Here is an 18,645-nt window from a genome sequence, read left to right as displayed (position 1 = left end):
GGAGCCTAACGGCTAGGGGAAACTCCGGCGCAAATCGTCCGTCCGCTGAGACGGGTGATGGACGGGCCGGGGGGAGGCCTGTCCATCACCCGCGCCGCTCACCCGCCGAGCTTCACCGGCAGCTCGAACAGCTCGTTCTGGGTGACCACCGGCTTGTTGCGCAGCTCACTCGCCGGAACCGCCAGGTCGAGCCGCGGGAAGCGGGCGTACAGGGCGGGGAGCGCCACACCCGCCTCCAGCCGGGACAGCGCCGCGCCGGGGCACACATGCGGGCCGTGACCGAAGGAGATGTGCCGGTTGGCACTCTCCCGGGTGATGTCGAAGTCACCGGCCGTGGGGCCGTGCGCCTTCTCGTCGCGGCCGATCGCGGTGTACGACACGATCAGCGCGTCCCCGGCCGGCAGGACCTTGTCCCCGACCGGCACGTCCTCCGTCGCGAACCGGATCAGCACATGGGACGTCGGCGACGCGTACCGCAGCGTCTCCTCGACCACCGCCGACCAGTCCGCCTGGCCGGAGAGCACCAGCTCCCGCTGCTCCGGGTGGGTGGACAGGTTCACCACCGCGTTGACGATGAGCGAGATCGTCGTCTCGTGACCGGCCGCCACCATCAGCTGGAGCGTGGCGACGATCTCCTCGTCGGTGAGGCTGTCGCCGTCCTCCGACGCCTGGACGAGCGCGGAGGTCAGATCGTCGCCCGGGTTCTCACGCTTGTCCGCGACCGTCGCGGCCATGATCCCGGCCAGCTCGGTCAGCGTCGCGATGACCTCCTCCGGCGGGGTCTGCGTGGAGAAGAACTTCTCGAACAGCACCTTCAGCCGCGGCAGCCGCTCCTTCGCGAGACCCATCAGATCGGCGACGACGTACATCGGCAGCGGGTAGGCGAACACCGCCTTCAGGTCGAGGGTGTCTTCCGGCTGGGCGGCCATCTGGTCCAGCAGGCCCTCGGTCAGCTCCGTGATCCGCTCCCGCATCCGCTCCACCCGGCGGGGCGTGAGCGCCTGCGCGACCAGCGTGCGCAGCCGGCGGTGGTCGGCGCCGTCCACGGTGAGCATGGAACGGGGCGGGTTGGCCAGCCCGATCAGCGGCCAGTCGGGGGCTATCTCACCGCGCTGCCAGGCACCCCACACGTTGATGTCCTTCACCAGCCGCGGGTCGGTCAGCAGCTTCTTCGCCTCGGCATGGTGGGTCACCGCCCACACCGGTACCCCGCCCGGCAGGGTCACGGCGGCCAGCGGCCCCGCCGCCCGCAGCGCCGCGGTCTCCGCGTCCAGGTCGGAGACGAAGGGGTCGAGCGGGATAGGGGTCTGTGCGGTGCCCGTCGTCGTGATGTCCGTACCAGCCGTCATGCGAGGGTTCCTCCAAGGGCGGGAATGGGAGTGAAGGTGACCGGCAGCTCGGACAGCCCGCGCAGCCACGGCGAGGGACGGCGGGTGAGGCTCGCCGCCGGCACCGCGAGGTCGATGTCCGGCAGCCGGTCCAGGACGACCTCGATGCCGGTCCGCGCGATCACCTCGGCGATCTCCTGCGCCGGGAACGGGCAGCGGTGCTCCCCGTGACCGAACGAGAAGTGGGCACTGTTGCCGCCGGTCAGCGCCGAACCGTCGGTGCGCACCTGGGGATCGGAGTTGGCGCCCTGGAGACCGAGGAGCAGCATGTCACCGGCGCGGATACGGCGCCCCCCGAGCTGGGTGTCGCGGGACGCCCAGCGGGCGGCCACGTTCTGGCACGGGGTGTCCTCCCACAGCACCTCGTTCATCGCCTCGGCGATGCTGTTGCGGCCGCCGAACAGGGACGCGGCGAACCGGCCGTCGGTGAGCATCAGACGCAGCGAGTTGCCCATCCAGTCGGCGGTCGGCTGGTGCCCGGCGGCCATCATCACCATCAGATCCTGGACAATCTCCTCCTCGGTGAAACCCGACGCGTCGGCGAGCATCCGCGACGCGACGTCCTCGGCCGGCTCCTTCTTCCGCTCGGCCACCAGTTCCGTCATCGACGTGAACAGATGGGTCTGGCCCGCCAGCGCCCGCTCCCGCCCGTCGATCATGTCGTTGAGGGCGGTGACCAGAGCCGGGCCCGCCTCGTCGGGGAAGCCGTAGAGCCGGGCCAGTACCCGCACCGGCAGCAGCATCGCGTACTCGCCGATGATGTCCGCGCGGCCCTTGGGGCAGAGGGCGTCGATCAGCTCGTCCGCGAACTTCTCGGCGTAGCCGCGCAGCTCGAACGGGTCGACCGCCTCCAGCGCGTTCACCAGCATCCCGGCCCGCTCGCGATGCCGCTCACCGACGGTGTACAGGATCGACGGCTGCCTGCGGCCGATCATCGGCAGTAGCGGCCAGTCGTCGGGGATGTCCTCCCACTGGTTCCACAGCTCGGAGTCGCGGCTGAACAGCACCGGGTCGCCGGTGATCTGGTGCAGCTCGCGGTAGCCGAGCACCAGCCAGGCCGGTGCGTCGCCGTCGAGCACCACCGGCACCACACTGCCGTGATCGCGCCGCATCTCCCGGTACACCCGGGCCGGGTCGTCCTGGAGCAGGTTTCCCTGGAAGGGGACGGCGTTGGGGAGGGGGGCGGGACTCACACCAGCTCCTGACGGGAGGCTCGGGCCGGATCGGCGTACAGGCTCCGGATGTGCTCGACCAGGGTGATCAGCACGATCTTGCTGGACTCCCGGGAGCGCGCGTCGCAGTTCACCAGCGGTACATGGGGGTCGAGGTCCAGGGCCTCGCGGATCTGCTGGGGAGTGAACGTGGGGCCGCCGAAGTCGTTGCAGGCCACGATGAACGGCGTGCCGTGCTTCTCCAGCCGGTCGATGGCGTACCAGGAGTCGTCGATGCGCCGGGTGTCGACCAGCACGACCGCGCCGAGAGTCCCGGAGAACAGCCGGTCCCAGAGGAACCAGAACCGTTCCTGGCCGGGCGCCCCGAACAGATACAGCACGTTGCGCGCGTCGAGGGTGATGCGGCCGAAGTCGAAGGCGACAGTGGTCGCGGACTTGCCGCTCACCCCGCTCACGTCGTCGACGGCCTCGCCGGCCTGCGTCATCGTCTCCTCGGTGTTGAGGGGACGGATCTCGCTGACCGAACGGACCATCGTCGTCTTGCCGGCGCCGAAGCCGCCCACGACCACGATCTTCAGGCCGTTGTCGGCCGACGCGCCGAGTGGCGTACGGGTCTCGGCCGCGGGGTGCGTCTCAGAGGTTGCGGAGTCCAACGAGCACCTGCTCCAGGATGTCGGGGTCGGGAACGGCGGCCTTGCGGGGGTGACGGGCGCTGACCCGGCCCGCCGCGAGAAGGTCGGAGAGCAGGATCCGCGTGATGCTGACGGGCAGCTTCAGCTCGGCGGCGATCTCCACGACCGCCGTGGGGCGCTCGGTCAGCTGGAGGATCGCCGTGTGCTCGGACTGCATGCCCGGCGCCGGATCGCATTCGGCGACCACCAGGGTCACCAGGTCGAAGGGGTTGTCGGGCCCGGACCGGCTGCGCCCTCCGGTGAGGGTGTACAGCCGGTCGGGGGCGTCGTCCCTGCCGGGCCTGCTCATGAGCGGCGCGGCAGGGCGGTCAGGTGCTCGCCGAGTTGTTCCACGAGTTCGCTCATGTTGTGCCCGATGAGTCCGGCGTCCGCGTCCTCGGTGGTGACCACGGCCAGGTGCGCGCCCTGACCGGCCTCCACGATGAACAGCACGCCCCCGTAGAACTCGGTCATCGCCGAGCGCACCCCGCCGCTGCCGTCGCCGAACTCGACGGAGGCGCCGTGCGACAGCGACTGGATGCCGGCGGCGATCGCGGCGAGCTGGTCGGCCTGGTCGGCGGAGAGCTCCGGGGTGCGGCACAGTTTCAGGCCGTCACGGGACAGCACGAGCGCGTGCCGTGCGCCGGGCGTGCGCTCCAGCAGGCCCTCCAGCAGCCAGGTGAGCTTCTCGTCGGCGGTCGTCGTGCCGGTCATGAGGTGGTGTCGCCTTCCGGGGTCGCGGGAGTGGGCTGTGCTTCGGGGGTCGGGTCGGGGGTGGGCTGTGCTTCGAGGGTCGGGTCGGGGGTGGTGTCCGGGGTGGTGTCGGTGTCGCCCGCGCCCGGGGCGTCCCGGGTGTCCGCGGGAGTACCGGAGTCCGGGTCGGCCGTGTCGTCCGAGGTGGGGGCGCGCACGGCCTGGCGGAAGCTGCTGAAGCGGGCGGTACGGGCTCGTGTCTCCTCGGCCGTGGGGGCGGGCCGGGTGGTGGAAGCGGGCCCGGCGCCCGCACGCGTGCGTTCGGCCTCGGCGAGGGTCCGGCCGCGGCGCCGGCGGGGGAGTACGAGCGGCGGCGCGGGGTCGCAGTCGGGGGACGGGGACTCGTGGGTCGGGACCGGGTCGGGGTCGAGGTCGGCTCCGGCGCGGGCGGCGGCGTACGAGGGGGCGGGGCGGGTGTTCCCGCGGGGCGCCGGAGGGTCGGATCGGTCGGCGGGCGCGGGGTCGGCGGTGGTGCCGCTGCCGTCGACGTGTCTGTCGTCGTGCGCGGTGGCGTGGCCGGTCTCGGGTTCGGGTCGGCCGGGGGTGAGGGTCGGGGCGGTGTCCGGGCGGTCGTCCGTGTCTGCCGAGTCCGTCGGGCTCTCCTGGCCGGCCGCGGGTATCTGCACCGGGGTGGCCGCGCGGGGCGCCGGGATCGCGGCCGACTCCGTGCCGACCGGGGACGTGAGCGCCGGGCCGGCGGCACGGGACGCCTGGGTGGCAGCGCCCTGTGCCGGGGCCGTCGCCGGCGCGTCCGGCGGGACGAGGATGTCCTGCGGGACGAGCACCAGCACCCCCGTACCGCCGCGGGCCGACGGACGGTACGAGACCCGGAGCCCATACCTCCGGGCCAGCCGGCCGACCACCGCGAGACCGAGGCGGGTGCCGGTCAGGCCCCCCAGCTCGGCGGACTCCCCGGAGACGGCGCGTTCGGCGCGGCGCAGCTGGGCCTCGCCCATGACGAGCCCGCTGTCCTCGACGGACACGATGACGCCGGCCGGGACCTCCTCGACGTACACGTGGACCTCGGCGGTCGGCGGTGAGAAGTTCGCTGCGTTGTCGAGGAGTTCGGCGAGCGCGTGCATCACGCCCTCGGCGGCGTGGCCCGCGACCGCGGCGTCGCTGGTGGAGTGGACCCGGACCCGCCGGTAGCCGCTGATCCGGCCCATGGCGCCGCGCAGAATCGACTCCATGGCGATGGGCCTGGCCCAGCGGCGGCCGGAGCGGGCGCCGGTGAGGACGGCGACGGAGTCGGCGAGCCTGCCCGCCTGCGCGGTGCGGTGGTCGAGGTGGAGCAGGTCGGCGAGGACCTCCTCGTCGTGGTGCTTCTCCTCCATCGCGCGCAGGTCGGCGAGCATGCCGGTGGACAGCGCCTGCATCCGCCCGGCCGCGTTGGCGGTCGCGGAGAGGGCGGCGGCGCGGGCGCTGTTGGCCTGGCGCAGCTTGGCGGCGAGCCGCTTGGTCTCCCCGGTGAGCCGGACCTGCTCCTGCGCGAGACGGTCGCGCTCGGCGCCCAGCCGGTCCCGCTCCTCGGCGTGCTCCCGGGTCAACCGGGCGACGTCCGCGGTGTGTTCGTCGGCCAGGCGGCGCAGTTCCGCTTCGTGCCGTTCGGCGGTGCACGTGAGCTCGGCGGAGTGCTCGTCGGTGAGCCGGGCCTGCTCGTCCGCGTGCTCCTGCGTCAACCGGGCGGTGGTGAGAGCGTGCTGCTCGGTGAGACGGTCGCGCTCCGCGGCCAGGGCCTGGGCGAGGTGGTTGCGCTCGTGGTCCAGCTCGGCGGACAACCGGGCGCGCTCACGGGTGAGTTCGCCGGTGAGCCGTTCGTGCTGCCGGCGGGACTCCTCCGTCAGCCGGGACCGTTCCTGGAGCAGCCGGCCGACGTCCTCGGTGACGGCCTCCAGCCGCGCCCGTGCCGCACGCGCGGACAGGACGGCGTGCGTGGCAAGGGCGGCGGCCGCACACAGCAGCACGACGGCGACCGCCCCGGTCACCGCCACGGCGCCGGTCGCGGCGTCCGGGACGAGGAGGGCGGCGGCGAGCACGGCGACTGCGCCGAGTACCGCGGTGATCAGAGGGACGGGCAGCAGACTGCGGGGGGCGGGGCGGTCGCCGGGGAGCAGGGGGGAGGTCATCAATCAGGGTCCTCGGTGGGTCCTCGGTCGGTCCGCGGGCGTGCGCCATCGTGGCTGCGCGGCCCTCGGGCGGGTTCCATGGGACGCCGGACCTGATTCTGGGGTCGCTTTTCGAACGAGGCCCGACAACTGCGCGCAACTCGCAGTCACTATAAGAGAGTTCGTGATCGCCTTGGGAAGATTCAGCTTCCCTGCTCTGTTAAACATCGGGTTTCCCGGGGCGGCCGGGGTACTGCGGGCCGTGTGCGCCGTCTGCGGCGTCGGGCCTCGCGGAGGCATCCTGAGGGCATGACGGATCACCGGGAACTGCCGGCCGCACTGCGGGCCGCCGTACGCGGCGAGGTCGATTTCGGCACGGCCGCACGTGCGCTGACCACGATGGACGCCTCGAACTACCGCCGGGTGCCGCTCGGCGTGGTGGCTCCACGGGACGCCGACGACGTGGCGGCGGTGCTGTCGGTGTGCCGGTCGCACGGCGTTCCCGTGGTGCCGCGCGGCGGCGGTACGTCGATCGCGGGGCAGGCGACCGGCACGGGCGTGGTGCTCGACTTCACACGGCACATGAACCGCCTGCTGTCCCTCGATCCGCAGGCGCGCACGGCCGTGGTCCAGCCGGGTCTGGTCCTCGACCGGCTCCAGGAGGCGGCCGCCCCGCACGGCCTGCGCTTCGGGCCGGACCCCTCCACCCACAGCCGCTGCACCCTCGGCGGCATGATCGGCAACAACTCCTGCGGCTCCCACTCGGTGGCCTGGGGCACGACCGCCGACAGTGTGCGCGAACTGTCGGTCGTCACCCCGCGCGGGGACCGGCTGGGCCCGGCACGGGGGTGGGCGGGCGCCCCGGCCGGCCTGCGCGAGCTCGTCGACGGCGAGCTGGCCCGCCTCCGCACGGGTTTCCCGGACCTCCCCCGCCGCATCTCCGGCTACGCGCTGGACGCGCTGCTGCCCGAGAACGGCGCCGATGTCGCCCGTTCCTTCTGCGGTTCGGAGGGCACGCTGGGCGTGCTCACAGAGGCCGTGGTGGACCTCGTACGCGCTCCCCGCGCGCGTGCGCTCGCCGTGCTGGCGTACGCGGACGAGGGCGGGGCGGCGGAGGCGGCCCCGGGGCTGCTGGCGTACGGCCCGCTGACCGTGGAGGGCATGGCGGCGGACCTCGTGCCCGCCTCCGACGCCGGGGACCTCCCGCGCGGGGGAGCCTGGCTGTTCGTGGAGACCGGCGGCGACACCGGGGCGGAGGCACGCGCGCGTGCGGAGACGATCGCCCGCGCGGCGGACGTCGTGGACTCCGCGGTGGTCACCGACCCGGCCCGGCAGCGGACCTTGTGGCGGATCCGCGAGGACGCGAGCGGTACGGCGACGAGGATGCCGGACGGCAGGGAGGCCTGGCCGGGCTGGGAGGACTGCGCGGTGCCGCCGGCCCGGCTCGGCGCGTATCTGCGGGACTTCCGGGCGCTGCTGGCCGAGCACGGGCTGCGGGGCACCCCGTACGGGCACTTCGGGGACGGCTGCATCCACGTACGCATCGACTTCGACCTGCTGACCGGCCCCGGCGTCGCCCGCTTCCGGCGCTTCTCGCAGGAGCTGGCCGACCTGGTCGTCTCCCACGGCGGCTCGCTGTCCGGGGAGCACGGCGACGGACAGGCCCGCGCCGAGCTGCTGCCGCGCATGTACGGCCCGGAGACGGTCGCCCTCTTCGAGCGCGTCAAGGCGGTCTGGGACCCCGACGACCTGCTCAACCCGGGCATGCTGGTCCGCCCGGCCCCCCTGGACGCCAACCTCCGCTTCGCCGTCCTCCCGCGCGATCCGGTGGACGTCGCCTTCGGCTACCCCGCCGACGACGGCGACTTCTCGGCGGCCGTCCGCCGCTGCGTGGGCGTCGCCAAGTGCCGTACGACGTCCGTGTCGGGGCCGGAGGTGATGTGCCCGTCGTTCCGCGCGACGGGCGAGGAGCAGCACTCCACGCGCGGGCGCGCCCGCCTGCTGCACGAGATGCTCGCGGGCGAGCTGGTGACCGACGGCTGGCGCTCGACTGAGGTACGGGACGCGCTCGACCTGTGCCTGTCCTGCAAGGGCTGCCGCTCGGACTGCCCGGTCGAGGTCGACATGGCCACGTACAAGGCGGAGTTCCTCCACCACCACTACGCGGGCCGCCGCCGTCCGGCCGCCCACTACGCGATGGGGTGGCTGCCGGTATGGCTGAACCTGGCCGCGCGGACGAGGACGGCGGGCCCGCTCAACGCCCTGGCCTCCGTAGGACCGCTCGCCCGCGCGGCGAAACGGCTGGGCGGGATCGCGCGGGAGCGGGAGATCCCGTCTTTGGCGACGGAGCCTTTCAGCCGATGGTGGAGGCGGAGGCGGACATCCGCTGAGGGGGGTGGCCCGCTGGTTGTGCTGTGGCCGGACACGTTCACCGAGCACCTGTCGCCGTCGGTGGGCCGGGCGGCGGTACGGGTACTGGAGGCGGCGGGGATGCGGGTGGTGCTGCCGCCGACGCTGCGGCCGGGGTCCGGCGGGCGGGTGGGCGACGCCCGGTCACGCTCTCCGTTGTCCCTGCTGACGGCGCGGCGCGGGCGGGTCTGCTGTGGCCTGACGTACCTCTCCACGGGCCAACTGCACCGGGCGCGTGCGGTGCTGCGCCGCACCCTGGGACTCCTGGAGCCGGTCCTCGCCACGGACGCGCCGCTGGTGGTGCTGGAACCGAGCTGTGCGGCCGCGTTGCGCACGGACGCCCCGGAGCTCCTGCACGACGACCCCCGCGCGGCTCAACTGGCGTCCCGCATCCTGACGTTCGCAGAGGCACTGGAACGATACGCCCCCCACTGGACCCCGCCCGCCGTGAACCGCCCGGTCACCGGGCAGACCCACTGCCACCAGCACGCGGTCCTGGGCGACGGCCCCGACCGCAGACTCCGCCAGGCGGCCGGCCTCACCGGCGAACTGGCGGGCGGCTGCTGCGGCCTGGCGGGCAACTTCGGCTTCGAGGACGGCCACTACCACGTCTCGCGCGCCTGCGCGGAGGAGCAACTGCTGCCCTCCGTACGGGAGGCGCCGGAGGGCGCGGTGGTCCAGGCGGACGGCTTCTCCTGCCGGACGCAGCTGGAGCAGCTGGGAGGCGTGCGGGGCCGCCACCTCGCGGAGATCCTGGCGGAGGCGCTGGAGGAGACGTGACGTTCTGCCTCAGTCCGTTCTGCCTCAGTCGAGGCAGAACTCGTTCCCCTCGATGTCCTGCATGACGATGCACGAGTCGGTGCCGTCGTAGAGCAGCCGCAGGCGGGTGGCGCCGAGGGGGACCAGTCGGGCGCACTCGGCCTCCAGCGCGGCCAGCCGCTCCTCCCCGGTCAGCCCGGTGCCGACACGGACGTCGAGGTGGACGCGGTTCTTGACGGTCTTGCCCTCGGGCACCCGCTGGAAGAACAGCCGCGGCCCGGCACCGGTGGGGTCACTCGCCGCCCACCAGGCGCCGTCCCCGTCGGGGAACTCCTTCTGGTTGAACTCCTCCCAGGACCCGTACCCCTTGGGCGGCACCACGGTGTACCCCAGCACCTCGCACCAGAACCGGGCCACCCGCTCGGGGTCCGCACAGTCGAACGCGACTTGCACCTGCCTGATCTCTGCCATGGGGCGCACCCTAACAAGCGGTCGGTCGCCCGCCACCGGCTTTGTTCCAGCCGCCCCGCGCCCCGGACGACGTGTGTCAAGTCGATGTGCGGGGCACCTGTTGCTGGTTAGAGTCGTACGTCACACCTGGTTGTGGGGACAACCGGAGTGCCTTTGGGGGAGGGCCCGCAGCACATGAGTCGTCGTTCCACCGGTTTTGTCAGCGTCTGGGCCGAGATGCAGCGGCAGCAGCAGCGTCAGCAGGAGGCCGACGCAAGGCGGCGCCGACAGGAGGAGCGGCGGGCGCGGGCCCATCAGCGGCGCGTCGAGCGGGACCACCGCGAGTACCGGAAGGCGGAGGCCCTCCGGCGTACGGAGGAACTGGACGCGCAGGTCGCGTCGTTGCGGGCGCTGCTCGCGTCGGGGTGCGGGGCGGCGCCGTTCCGGGCCGCGACGCTGATGCGGGCGGAGACCGTGCAGCCGTTCGCGCCCGGCCCGCTCGTGCAGCCGGTGCCCATGCCGGACGAGCGGCACTACCAGCCGCAGGGCGGGGGCTGGACCGCGCACCGCAGGGCCCAGGCGCAGGCGGAGGCACGGGCGCGGTTCGAGCGGGACTGGCACGCCGCGCAGGCCGCCGAGGCGCAGCGGCAGCAGCAACTCGCCGCCTACCAGCGGCAGTACCAGGAGTGGGCCGACGCCCAGCTGGCCGAGGTGCGCCGGCACAACGCCGGGGTCGCCGCGACCGTCGAGGGCGTGCGCCGCCGCGAGCCCGACGCCGTGATCGAGTACTTCTCCGCCGCCCTCTACTCCTCGACGGCCTGGCCGGAAGGGTTCCCGCGCCAGGTGGCCGCGGCCTACGACCCGGCGGCGGGGCAGCTCGTCCTGGACTGGGAGCTGCCCGCGTACGACGTGGTGCCGGAGACCAAGGTGGTCCGGTACATGGCGAGCGTCGACCAGGACAAGGAGACGCCCCGCCCCGTGGGCCAGCGGCGTGCGCTGTACAGAGAGGTCCTGGCCCAGTGCATGCTGCTCGTGCTGCACGAGCTGTTCGCCGCGGACGAGCAGGGCGCCCTGGAGTCGGTGGCGCTGAACGGCTTCGTCGACGGCCACGATCCGACGACGGGCCGGCCCGGGCAGATCCACCTCGCCACCGTCATGGCCGAGCGTGCCGCGTTCCAGGAGCTGCACCTGGCGCAGGTGGATCCGGAGAGCTGCTTCGCCGACGCGCTGCGCGGTCAGGTCTCGGCACGCCCCGACCAGCTCGCGGCCGTACGGCCCGGCAGGCGGCCGCAGGACGTCGGCAACCGGGTCGTCGCCCACGGCGGCGACGAGGACCCCGACCTGTTCGCCATGGACCCGGTGGCCTTCGAGAACCTGGTCGCCGACCTCTTCCGCGCCATGGGCATGCAGGCGGTCACCACCCAGCGCTCCAACGACGGCGGCGTGGACGTCGACGCGCTGGACCCGACGCCGATCCGGGGCGGCAAGATCGTCGTCCAGGTGAAGCGCTACCGGAACACGGTGCCGCCGACCGCCGTGCGCGACCTCTACGGCACCGTGCAGGACGCCGGCGCCAACAAGGGCGTCCTCGTGACGACGTCCGGCTTCGGCCCCGGCTCGCACACCTTCGCCAACGGCAAGCCGCTGGAGCTCATCCCGGGCCCTGAACTCGTCGACCTTCTCCACCGCCATGGTCTGCGGGGACGGCTCGGCGACGGGACGACGGGGAGCACGCCCCGCCCGGCGGATCCGGACGAGGATCGGCTGCCCGACGACTACAACGTCCTGGGCATGAGCTGGACCGGCGGCGTCGCGCTGGACGTGTGCGCGCTCGTGTGCCGCGGCAGCCGTGTGCTCAGCGACGACCACTTCGTCTTCTTCAACAACCCCGGCACCCCGGACGGCGCCGTTCGCGCCCTGGAGGCCACCGCACCCGACAAGGCCGCGATGCGCGTCGCCTTCGACGGGCTGCCCGGCGAGGCAGACCGTTTCGTGCTGGTGGCCGCCGTCGACCCGGAGGTGAACCCGGACGCGGACCTCGCGGGCTTCACGGACGCCCGCATCCGCCTCCTCGACCCGGGGCTCACCGAGCTGGGACAGCTGGAGGTGTCCGACGGCCGGGCGGGCGAGACGGCCCTGGTCCTCGGCTCCTTCCGCCGCCGCGCGAACGGCGACTGGGACTTCGTCCTGGGCGGCAAGGGGTACCGGGGCGGGCTTGAGGAACTGGTGCAGGACTTCGGAATCGAGGTGCGGTAGCCCTACGCGGGGGCGGTCGCGGCGTACATCGGCCCCTCAGGGCGTCGTCTCGCCCCTGACCAGCGGGTGGCACACCGGCTGGACGCCCTCGGGGAGGGCGTCCGGTGCGCACCAGCGGGCCTCCAGGATCTCGAAGGGATCCAGGCGCAGTTCGCCGCCGAGGAGACGGGCCTCGAAGGCCATCTCCATCCGGGTGCGGAAGCCGCTGTTCAGCATGACCAGGCGGCCGACCTCGACGTCGAGGCCGGTCTCCTCCTTGACCTCGCGCACCACGGTCGCCCGGAAGTCCTCGCCCTTGCGCGCGAAGCCGCTCGGCAGGCCCCACTGGCGGCCCGGCGGCCACATCCGGTGCTTCAGCAGCAGCACCCGTCCCTCGTCGTCGCGGACCACTCCCGTCACGCCGACCACGAACTTGGCGTGCAGCAGCCACATGATGCGGCTCTGTAGCGGGCGCAGAAGTCGCCAGAGACGGACGAGAAGACGTCGCACAGGGCCTCGGATGCTGGGAACGGACGGGGGTGTCACCAGTAAAGACCGTACCCGGTGGGGTACACGTCGTGGACGGAGTTGACCGAGGCGGCACCCGGGCCTCATCGTCAGGCTTATAAACGCTTTACGGTGCTGACACGGTCCAATACGCTGGACCGGACAGTCCAGCAAGTAGCACACTCGGTAGGCAAGTGTCCGCTCCGACGTCCCTGGAAGGCCCCGTGACCACCCCCAGCGCCGCCACGTCGTCCACCGCCCCCGGGGCGGGCCACGCCCCCGCTTCCCCGTCGGCCGGCGTCCCGCGAGGCCGGGGTTCCCTGGGGCCCGTCGGGCTGGTCCTCGCCGGCGGGGTCTCCGTTCAGTTCGGCGGGGCGCTGGCGGTGACGCTGATGCCGCGGGCAGGCGCGCTCGGGGTCGTGTCGCTGCGGCTGCTGGTGGCCGCGCTCGTGCTGATCGTGCTGTGCCGGCCCCGGCTGCGCGGGCACTCGCGCGCCGACTGGGGCACGGTGATGGTCTTCGCCGTCGCCATGGCCGCGATGAACGGCCTCTTCTACCAGTCCGTCGCCCGTATCCCGCTCGGCCCCGCGGTCACCCTGGAGGTCCTCGGCCCGCTCACCCTGTCCGTCCTGGCCTCACGGCGGGCGATCAACATCCTGTGGGCCGCGCTGGCCCTCACCGGCGTGTTCCTCCTGGGCGGCGGAGGCTTCAGCGGCCTCGACCCGCTGGGCGTCGCCTTCGCACTGGGCGCCGGCGCCATGTGGGCGGCATACATCGTCTTCAGCGCGCGTACGGGACGACGCTTCCCCCAGGCGGACGGGCTCGCCCTCGCGATGGGCGTCGCGGCGGTCCTCTTCCTGCCGCTGGGCATCGCCGAGTCCGGCACGAAGCTCCTGGACCCGACGGTCCTCGCCCTGGGCGCTGCGGTCGCGGTGCTGTCCTCCGTGCTCCCGTACACGCTCGAACTCCTCGCCCTGCGCCGCCTGCCCGCCTCCACCTTCGCGGTCCTGATGAGCCTGGAACCGGCCCTCGCGGCCACCGCGGGCTTCCTGATCCTCGACCAGGCCCTCTCCACCGCTGAGGCCGCCGCCATCACCCTGGTCATCGCGGCGAGCATGGGCGCGGTACGGACGCAGGTGGGACGGGGGAAGGCCAAGGGAGCGGAGACTCTCTCCTGACGATCGCCGGGCGTGGCGAGGCGCGTCAGGAGGCCGCCAAGGCGGTGCACAGGGAGGGCTGCACGGCGTCGCCTAGAGCCGCACCGAAAGGTTCCCCACAGTGGCCGTTATGGTCAGCTCGCCACCGATGGCGTGGAGGTAAGCCGCCATGGTTGAGGTGTCCAAGCGAGCGGTGCCGCGCTCGATCTGACTGACCCGTCCCTGAGTGACACCCATCGCCTTGGCGACCTGGACCTGGGTGAAGCCTTGCGCCTTGCGCAGCGCGGCCAGTTCGTGCCCGCGCTCCGCGTCGACCATCTCCGCCTTGATGGCGTCGATGCGCTCGCGCTTCTCGGGGGTGATGTCGGCCGTCAGGTCGTCCATGGAACCAAGCTTCATGTTCCCCGTCCTTCCTTCTTCTCCTGCTCCAGCGCCTCAAGGTAGGCCGTGAACCTGTCGTCCGCCTCTTTGATTGCCCGGGGGTACCAGGCCGCCCATTGGCGTCCGGCGGCCTTGTTCCCCGCCACCAGGAAGATCGCCCGCCGCTCGGGATCGAAGACGAACAGCAGCCTGATACTCACCGTTCCGCCGCTGCGTGGGCGTAACTCCCGCATGTTCCGGTAGCGACTTTTCTCGATCGCACCGACTGTTGGCCGCCGCAGCGCCGGCCCCACCTCTTGGAGGCGTTCCAAGGCGGCTATCACGTGCAGATGGCTGTCAGGGTCCTCCTTGGCGAGCGTTTTGATCCAGTCCAGCACATCTTCGAAGAAGCGCAGCTCATAGGGTTCGGCCACAACGAAAAAATTAGCACAGACTAATATTCGCAGGCAAGTGGTCACCTTGCATCCGGCTTCAGGTCGGCGCCCTAAATCCAGCAAGCACGCTTGCTTGTTTTCCGCACCGCTGTCATGCTCCACGCAACCGCGCCGCACACCGCCGTGTCCGTGTCCCGAGGGGAGCGCCTCGTGTCCGATCCGACGTCCGTGATCGACGATCTGCGTCAGGAGAGCGAAGGGCTCGACCGGCTCGTGGCCGGGCTCGGCCCCGAGCGGTGGGCGCTGCCCACACCCGCCGCCGGATGGACCGTCGCCCACCAGATCGCCCACCTCGCCTGGACCGACCACTCCGCGCTGCTCGCCGTCACCGACGCGGGCGCGTTCCAGGCGGTGGTGGAGCGGGCCCTCACCGCACCCCACACCTTCGTGGACGAGGGTGCCGAGGAGTACGCCCGGTCCGCGCCCGCCGAGCTGCTCGCGCGGTGGCGTGAGGGGCGTGCCGCGCTGGAGAAGGCGCTGCGGGAGGCCCCGGCCGGGGCGCGGTTCCCCTGGTACGGGCCGCCCATGTCCGCCGCCTCCATGGCCACCGCCCGTCTCATGGAGACCTGGGCGCATGGGCTGGACGTGGCGGACGCGATCGGTGTCACCAGGCCACAGGGCCACCGGCTCCGGCATGTGGCCTGGCTCGGGGTGCGCACCCGGGACTTCGCCTACGGCGTGCACGGGCTCACCCCGCCCGCCGACCCCTTCCGGGTCGAACTCGTCGCGCCGGGGGGCGGCACCTGGGCGTACGGGCCCGAGGACGCGCCGCAGCGGGTCAGCGGCCCCGCGCTCGACTTCTGCCTGCTCGTCACCCAGCGTGCCCACCGCGCGGACCTCGCCCTCACCGCCGAGGGGCCCGACGCCGACCGCTGGCTGGACATCGCCCAGGCCTTCGCCGGGCCGGCCGGCGGTGGACGGGAGCCGCGGGAGAGCACCCGGTGACCCTGCGCATCGGCAACTTCTCCGGCTTCTACGGCGACCGCCTCGACGCCCTGCGCGAAATGCTCACCGGCGGCGAGGTCGACGTCCTCACCGGCGACTACCTCGCCGAACTGACCATGCTCATCCTCGCCCGCGACCGGCTCAAGGACCCCTCCGCCGGGTACGCCCGCACCTTCCTGCGCCAACTGGAGGAGTGCCTCGGCCCCGCCCACGAGAAGGGCGTCAGGATCGTCACCAACGCGGGCGGGCTCAACCCGGGCGGCCTCGCCGACGCCGTACGGGCCCTCGCCGGCCGGCTCGGCATCCCCGTACGGGTCGCCCACGTCGAGGGCGACGACCTCACCGCGCGGTACCCCGGGAGCCTCGCCGCCCACGCCTACCTCGGCGGCTTCGGCATCGCGGAATGCCTCCGCGCGGGCGCCGACGTCGTCGTCACCGGCCGTGTCACCGACGCCGCCCTCGTCACCGGGCCGGCCGCCGCCCACTTCGGCTGGGCGGCGACGGACCACGACCGGCTCGCGGGAGCCCTCGTCGCCGGACATGTGCTGGAATGCGGGACCCAGGCCACCGGCGGGAACTACGCCTTCTTCACCGAACACCCGCCCGGCGCACTCCGCAGGCCCGGCTTCCCCCTCGCCGAGATCCACGCCGACGGCACCAGTGTCATCACCAAGCACCCCGGCACCGGCGGCTTCGTCGACGTCGGCACCATCACGGCACAGCTGCTCTACGAGACCGGCGGCGCCCGGTACGCCGGACCGGACGTCACCGCCCGGCTGGACACCGTACGGCTGCGGCAGGACGGGCCCGACCGGGTGCGCGTCGAAGGGGTCCGGGGCGAGGCCCCGCCGCCCACGCTCAAGGCCGGCCTCAACCGGCTCGGCGGCTTCCGCAACGAGGTCGTGTTCGTGCTCACCGGGCTCGACATCGAGGCCAAGGCCGCGCTCGTGAAGGAGCAGATGAGCGACGCGCTCGCCAAGTCGCCGCCCGCCGAGGTGCGCTGGGAACTCGCGCGCACCGACCGGCCCGACGCCGACACCGAGGAGACCGCCAGCGCCCTGCTGCGGCTCGTCGTAAGGGACCCCTCGCAGGAGGCCGTCGGTCGGGTGCTGAGCGGGGCCGCCATCGAACTGGCCCTGGCCGGCTACCCCGGATTCCATGTCATGGCGCCACCGGGAAAGGGCTCCCCCTATGGGGTCTTCGAGGATGTGTACGTCCCCCATGGCGACGTCGACCATGTGGCCGTCCTCCACGACGGACGCCGCGTCCCCGTGACCCCGGCCCCCGACACCGCCGTACTCGAGGACGTACCGGACCCCGCTCTCCCCGAGCCGCTGCCACCGGGACCCACCACGCGAGCCCCCCTCGGACTCCTTGCCGGCGCCCGCAGCGGCGACAAGGGGGGAAACGCCAACGTCGGCGTCTGGGTCCGCACCGACGACGCCTGGCGGTGGCTCGCGCACGAGCTGACCGTCGAGCGGTTCCGCACGCTGCTCCCCGAGGCCCGCGACCTTCCCGTCACCCGCCACGTACTGCCCCGCCTGCGCGCCCTGAACTTCGTCGTCGAGGGCATCCTCGGCGAGGGCGTCGCCGCCCAGGCCCGCTTCGATCCGCAGGCCAAGGCGCTCGGCGAATGGCTGCGCTCCCGGCACCTCGACATCCCGGAGGCCCTGCTGTGACGGTCCTCGAATCCGCCCTGAACCCCGCCGACCCGGAGTACCGGGCACACCGCGACGCCATGCTCGCCAAGCTCGCCGAGCTCGACGCCGAACACGCCAAGGCCCTCGCGGGCGGCGGCGAGAAGTACGTCGAACGGCACCGCACGCGCGGCAAGCTGCTCGCCCGTGAGCGCATCGAGCTGCTCCTCGACCCCGACACGCCCTTCCTGGAACTGTCCCCGCTGGCGGGCTGGGGCAGCGAGTACACCGTCGGCGCCTCCCTCGTCACCGGCATCGGCGTCGTCGAGGGCGTGGAGTGCCTGATCACCGCCAACGACCCGACCGTGCGCGGCGGCGCCAGCAACCCCTGGAGCCTGAAGAAGGCCCTGCGCGCCAACGACATCGCGCTCGCCAACCGGCTGCCCTGCATCAGCCTCGTCGAGTCCGGCGGCGCCGACCTGCCCTCCCAGAAGGAGATCTTCATCCCCGGCGGCGCCATCTTCCGGGACCTCACCCGGCTGTCGGCGGCCGGCATCCCCACCGTCGCCGTCGTCTTCGGCAACTCCACCGCCGGGGGCGCGTACATCCCCGGCATGTCCGACCACGTGATCATGGTCAAGGAGCGGGCGAAGGTGTTCCTCGGCGGCCCGCCGCTGGTGAAGATGGCGACCGGCGAGGAGAGCGACGACGAGTCCCTGGGCGGCGCCGAGATGCACGCGCGCGTGTCGGGCCTCGCCGACTACTTCGCCGTCGACGAACCCGACGCCCTGCGCCAGGCCCGCCGCGTCGTCGCCCGCCTCAACCACCGCAAGGCGTACGACGATCCGGGACCGGCCGCCCCGCCCAAGTACGACGAGGACGAACTCCTCGGCATCGTCCCCAGCGACCTCAAGATCCCCTTCGACCCGCGCGAGGTCATCGCGCGCATCGTCGACTCCTCCGACTTCGACGAGTTCAAACCCCTCTACGGCACCAGCCTCACCACCGGCTGGGCGGCTCTCCACGGCTACCCCGTCGGCATCCTCGCCAACAAGCAAGGGGTCCTCTTCAGCGAGGAGTCCGAGAAGGCCGCGCAGTTCATCCAGCTCGCCAACCAGCGCGACATCCCCCTGCTCTTCCTGCACAACACCACCGGCTACATGGTCGGCAAGGAGTACGAACAGGGCGGCATCATCAAACACGGCGCCATGATGATCAACGCGGTCAGCAACTCCCGCGTCCCCCACCTCTCCGTCCTCATGGGCGCCTCCTACGGCGCCGGCCACTACGGCATGTGCGGCCGCGCCTACGACCCCCGTTTCCTCTTCGCCTGGCCCAGCGCCAAATCCGCCGTCATGGGCCCGCAGCAGCTCGCCGGCGTGCTGTCCATCGTCGCCCGCCAGTCGGCGGCGGCGAATGGACGGCCGTACGACGACGAGGCGGACGCGGCCCTGCGCGCCATGGTGGAGCAGCAGATCGAATCCGAGTCGCTGCCGATGTTCCTCTCCGGACGCCTCTACGACGACGGCGTCATCGACCCGCGCGACACCCGAACCGTCCTCGGCCTGTGCCTGTCCGCGATCCACACCGCCCCCTACGAGGGCGCGCGCGGCGGCTTCGGCGTCTTCCGGATGTGAGGCCC

At 72.7% G+C, this 18,645-nt stretch carries 16 protein-coding genes; 6 read left to right on the top strand and 10 right to left on the bottom strand.

Annotation, left to right across the window (positions count from 1 at the left end):
• Positions 1-98 precede the first annotated feature (98 nt).
• Genes AB0L56_RS14025 through AB0L56_RS14000 form a run of 6 tightly spaced genes read right to left on the bottom strand, consistent with a single transcriptional unit; the run spans position 99 to position 6,110 of the window.
• Positions 99-1,349 carry a cytochrome P450 gene (locus tag AB0L56_RS14025; RefSeq protein WP_365422770.1) on the bottom strand — a complete coding sequence of 417 codons (1,251 nt, stop codon included), beginning with the start codon at positions 1,347-1,349 and terminating at the stop codon, positions 99-101.
• Positions 1,346-2,581, bottom strand: coding sequence for a cytochrome P450 (locus tag AB0L56_RS14020; protein WP_365422767.1), 1,236 nt, complete (start codon positions 2,579-2,581; stop codon positions 1,346-1,348). Before AB0L56_RS14020 ends, AB0L56_RS14025 begins: the two co-directional genes overlap by 4 nt.
• Entirely contained in the window at positions 2,578-3,213 is a 636-nt protein-coding gene (locus tag AB0L56_RS14015) for an ATP/GTP-binding protein (RefSeq protein ID WP_365422764.1), read from the bottom strand. The genes AB0L56_RS14020 and AB0L56_RS14015 overlap by 4 nt, the downstream gene beginning before the upstream one ends.
• Positions 3,194-3,541, bottom strand: a complete 348-nt coding sequence (locus AB0L56_RS14010) for a DUF742 domain-containing protein (RefSeq protein ID WP_361037046.1) — start codon at positions 3,539-3,541, stop codon at positions 3,194-3,196. Before AB0L56_RS14010 ends, AB0L56_RS14015 begins: the two co-directional genes overlap by 20 nt.
• Positions 3,538-3,945 carry a roadblock/LC7 domain-containing protein gene (locus AB0L56_RS14005; protein WP_361037044.1) on the bottom strand — a complete coding sequence of 136 codons (408 nt, stop codon included), beginning with the start codon at positions 3,943-3,945 and terminating at the stop codon, positions 3,538-3,540. The genes AB0L56_RS14010 and AB0L56_RS14005 overlap by 4 nt, the downstream gene beginning before the upstream one ends.
• A complete protein-coding gene (locus AB0L56_RS14000; protein WP_365422760.1) occupies positions 3,942-6,110 on the bottom strand; it encodes an ATP-binding protein in 2,169 nt (722 codons plus the stop codon). Before AB0L56_RS14000 ends, AB0L56_RS14005 begins: the two co-directional genes overlap by 4 nt.
• 288 nt (positions 6,111-6,398) lie before the next feature.
• Between AB0L56_RS14000 and AB0L56_RS13995 the strand changes: the two genes are divergently transcribed.
• Positions 6,399-9,278, top strand: a complete 2,880-nt coding sequence (locus tag AB0L56_RS13995; protein ID WP_365422757.1) for an FAD-binding and (Fe-S)-binding domain-containing protein — start codon at positions 6,399-6,401, stop codon at positions 9,276-9,278.
• A gap of 24 nt (positions 9,279-9,302) precedes the next feature.
• Here AB0L56_RS13995 and AB0L56_RS13990 read toward each other — a convergent pair whose 3' ends face one another.
• The gene (locus AB0L56_RS13990; protein WP_361037038.1) at positions 9,303-9,728 is read right to left on the bottom strand and encodes a VOC family protein; all 426 of its coding nucleotides are present in this window, start codon (positions 9,726-9,728) and stop codon (positions 9,303-9,305) included.
• 174 nt (positions 9,729-9,902) lie between these two features.
• On the opposite strand from AB0L56_RS13990, the gene AB0L56_RS13985 reads away from it, so the two are divergent.
• Complete coding sequence (locus tag AB0L56_RS13985; protein WP_365422753.1) at positions 9,903-11,963, top strand: restriction endonuclease; 2,061 nt, start codon at positions 9,903-9,905, stop codon at positions 11,961-11,963.
• 36 nt (positions 11,964-11,999) lie between these two features.
• Here AB0L56_RS13985 and AB0L56_RS13980 read toward each other — a convergent pair whose 3' ends face one another.
• Positions 12,000-12,452 (bottom strand): NUDIX domain-containing protein, encoded by a 453-nt coding sequence (locus AB0L56_RS13980; protein ID WP_365422750.1) that lies wholly within the window; start codon positions 12,450-12,452, stop codon positions 12,000-12,002.
• A gap of 221 nt (positions 12,453-12,673) precedes the next feature.
• Here AB0L56_RS13980 and AB0L56_RS13975 point away from each other — a divergent pair, with 221 nt between their 5' ends.
• Positions 12,674-13,627, top strand: coding sequence for an EamA family transporter (locus AB0L56_RS13975; RefSeq protein ID WP_365422747.1), 954 nt, complete (start codon positions 12,674-12,676; stop codon positions 13,625-13,627).
• A gap of 72 nt (positions 13,628-13,699) precedes the next feature.
• Here the strand turns inward: AB0L56_RS13975 and AB0L56_RS13970 are convergent, their stop codons facing one another.
• Both AB0L56_RS13970 and AB0L56_RS13965 read right to left on the bottom strand, forming a co-directional pair.
• Entirely contained in the window at positions 13,700-14,005 is a 306-nt protein-coding gene (locus AB0L56_RS13970) for a helix-turn-helix transcriptional regulator (RefSeq protein ID WP_361037030.1), read from the bottom strand.
• The gene (locus AB0L56_RS13965) at positions 14,002-14,400 is read right to left on the bottom strand and encodes a type II toxin-antitoxin system RelE/ParE family toxin (protein WP_365422743.1); all 399 of its coding nucleotides are present in this window, start codon (positions 14,398-14,400) and stop codon (positions 14,002-14,004) included. The genes AB0L56_RS13970 and AB0L56_RS13965 overlap by 4 nt, the downstream gene beginning before the upstream one ends.
• A 171-nt stretch (positions 14,401-14,571) precedes the next feature.
• On the opposite strand from AB0L56_RS13965, the gene AB0L56_RS13960 reads away from it, so the two are divergent.
• From AB0L56_RS13960 to AB0L56_RS13950, 3 genes are read left to right on the top strand one after another with little or no spacing between them, the layout of a single operon-like run.
• Positions 14,572-15,366 carry a TIGR03084 family metal-binding protein gene (locus AB0L56_RS13960; protein WP_365422741.1) on the top strand — a complete coding sequence of 265 codons (795 nt, stop codon included), beginning with the start codon at positions 14,572-14,574 and terminating at the stop codon, positions 15,364-15,366.
• Positions 15,363-17,045 (top strand): acyclic terpene utilization AtuA family protein, encoded by a 1,683-nt coding sequence (locus tag AB0L56_RS13955; protein ID WP_365422738.1) that lies wholly within the window; start codon positions 15,363-15,365, stop codon positions 17,043-17,045. The genes AB0L56_RS13960 and AB0L56_RS13955 overlap by 4 nt, the downstream gene beginning before the upstream one ends.
• Positions 17,042-18,640, top strand: a complete 1,599-nt coding sequence (locus AB0L56_RS13950; RefSeq protein ID WP_365422735.1) for a carboxyl transferase domain-containing protein — start codon at positions 17,042-17,044, stop codon at positions 18,638-18,640. Before AB0L56_RS13955 ends, AB0L56_RS13950 begins: the two co-directional genes overlap by 4 nt.
• Positions 18,641-18,645: the final 5 nt, after the last annotated feature.

The organism is Streptomyces sp. NPDC052079 (assembly GCF_040680275.1).
Classification (GTDB): domain Bacteria; phylum Actinomycetota; class Actinomycetes; order Streptomycetales; family Streptomycetaceae; genus Streptomyces.
This window is presented reverse-complemented; position numbering and strand designations above follow the sequence as displayed.

Coding starts and splice junctions, on each gene's coding strand:
- AB0L56_RS14010 (WP_361037046.1), bottom strand. CDS start 3,541: ATGAGCAGGCCCGGCAGGGACGACGCCCCCGACCGGCTGTACACCCTC.
- AB0L56_RS14025 (WP_365422770.1), bottom strand. CDS start 1,349: ATGACGGCTGGTACGGACATCACGACGACGGGCACCGCACAGACCCCT.
- AB0L56_RS13995 (WP_365422757.1), top strand. CDS start 6,399: ATGACGGATCACCGGGAACTGCCGGCCGCACTGCGGGCCGCCGTACGC.
- AB0L56_RS13970 (WP_361037030.1), bottom strand. CDS start 14,005: ATGAAGCTTGGTTCCATGGACGACCTGACGGCCGACATCACCCCCGAG.
- AB0L56_RS14000 (WP_365422760.1), bottom strand. CDS start 6,110: ATGACCTCCCCCCTGCTCCCCGGCGACCGCCCCGCCCCCCGCAGTCTG.
- AB0L56_RS13985 (WP_365422753.1), top strand. CDS start 9,903: ATGAGTCGTCGTTCCACCGGTTTTGTCAGCGTCTGGGCCGAGATGCAG.
- AB0L56_RS13990 (WP_361037038.1), bottom strand. CDS start 9,728: ATGGCAGAGATCAGGCAGGTGCAAGTCGCGTTCGACTGTGCGGACCCC.
- AB0L56_RS14005 (WP_361037044.1), bottom strand. CDS start 3,945: ATGACCGGCACGACGACCGCCGACGAGAAGCTCACCTGGCTGCTGGAG.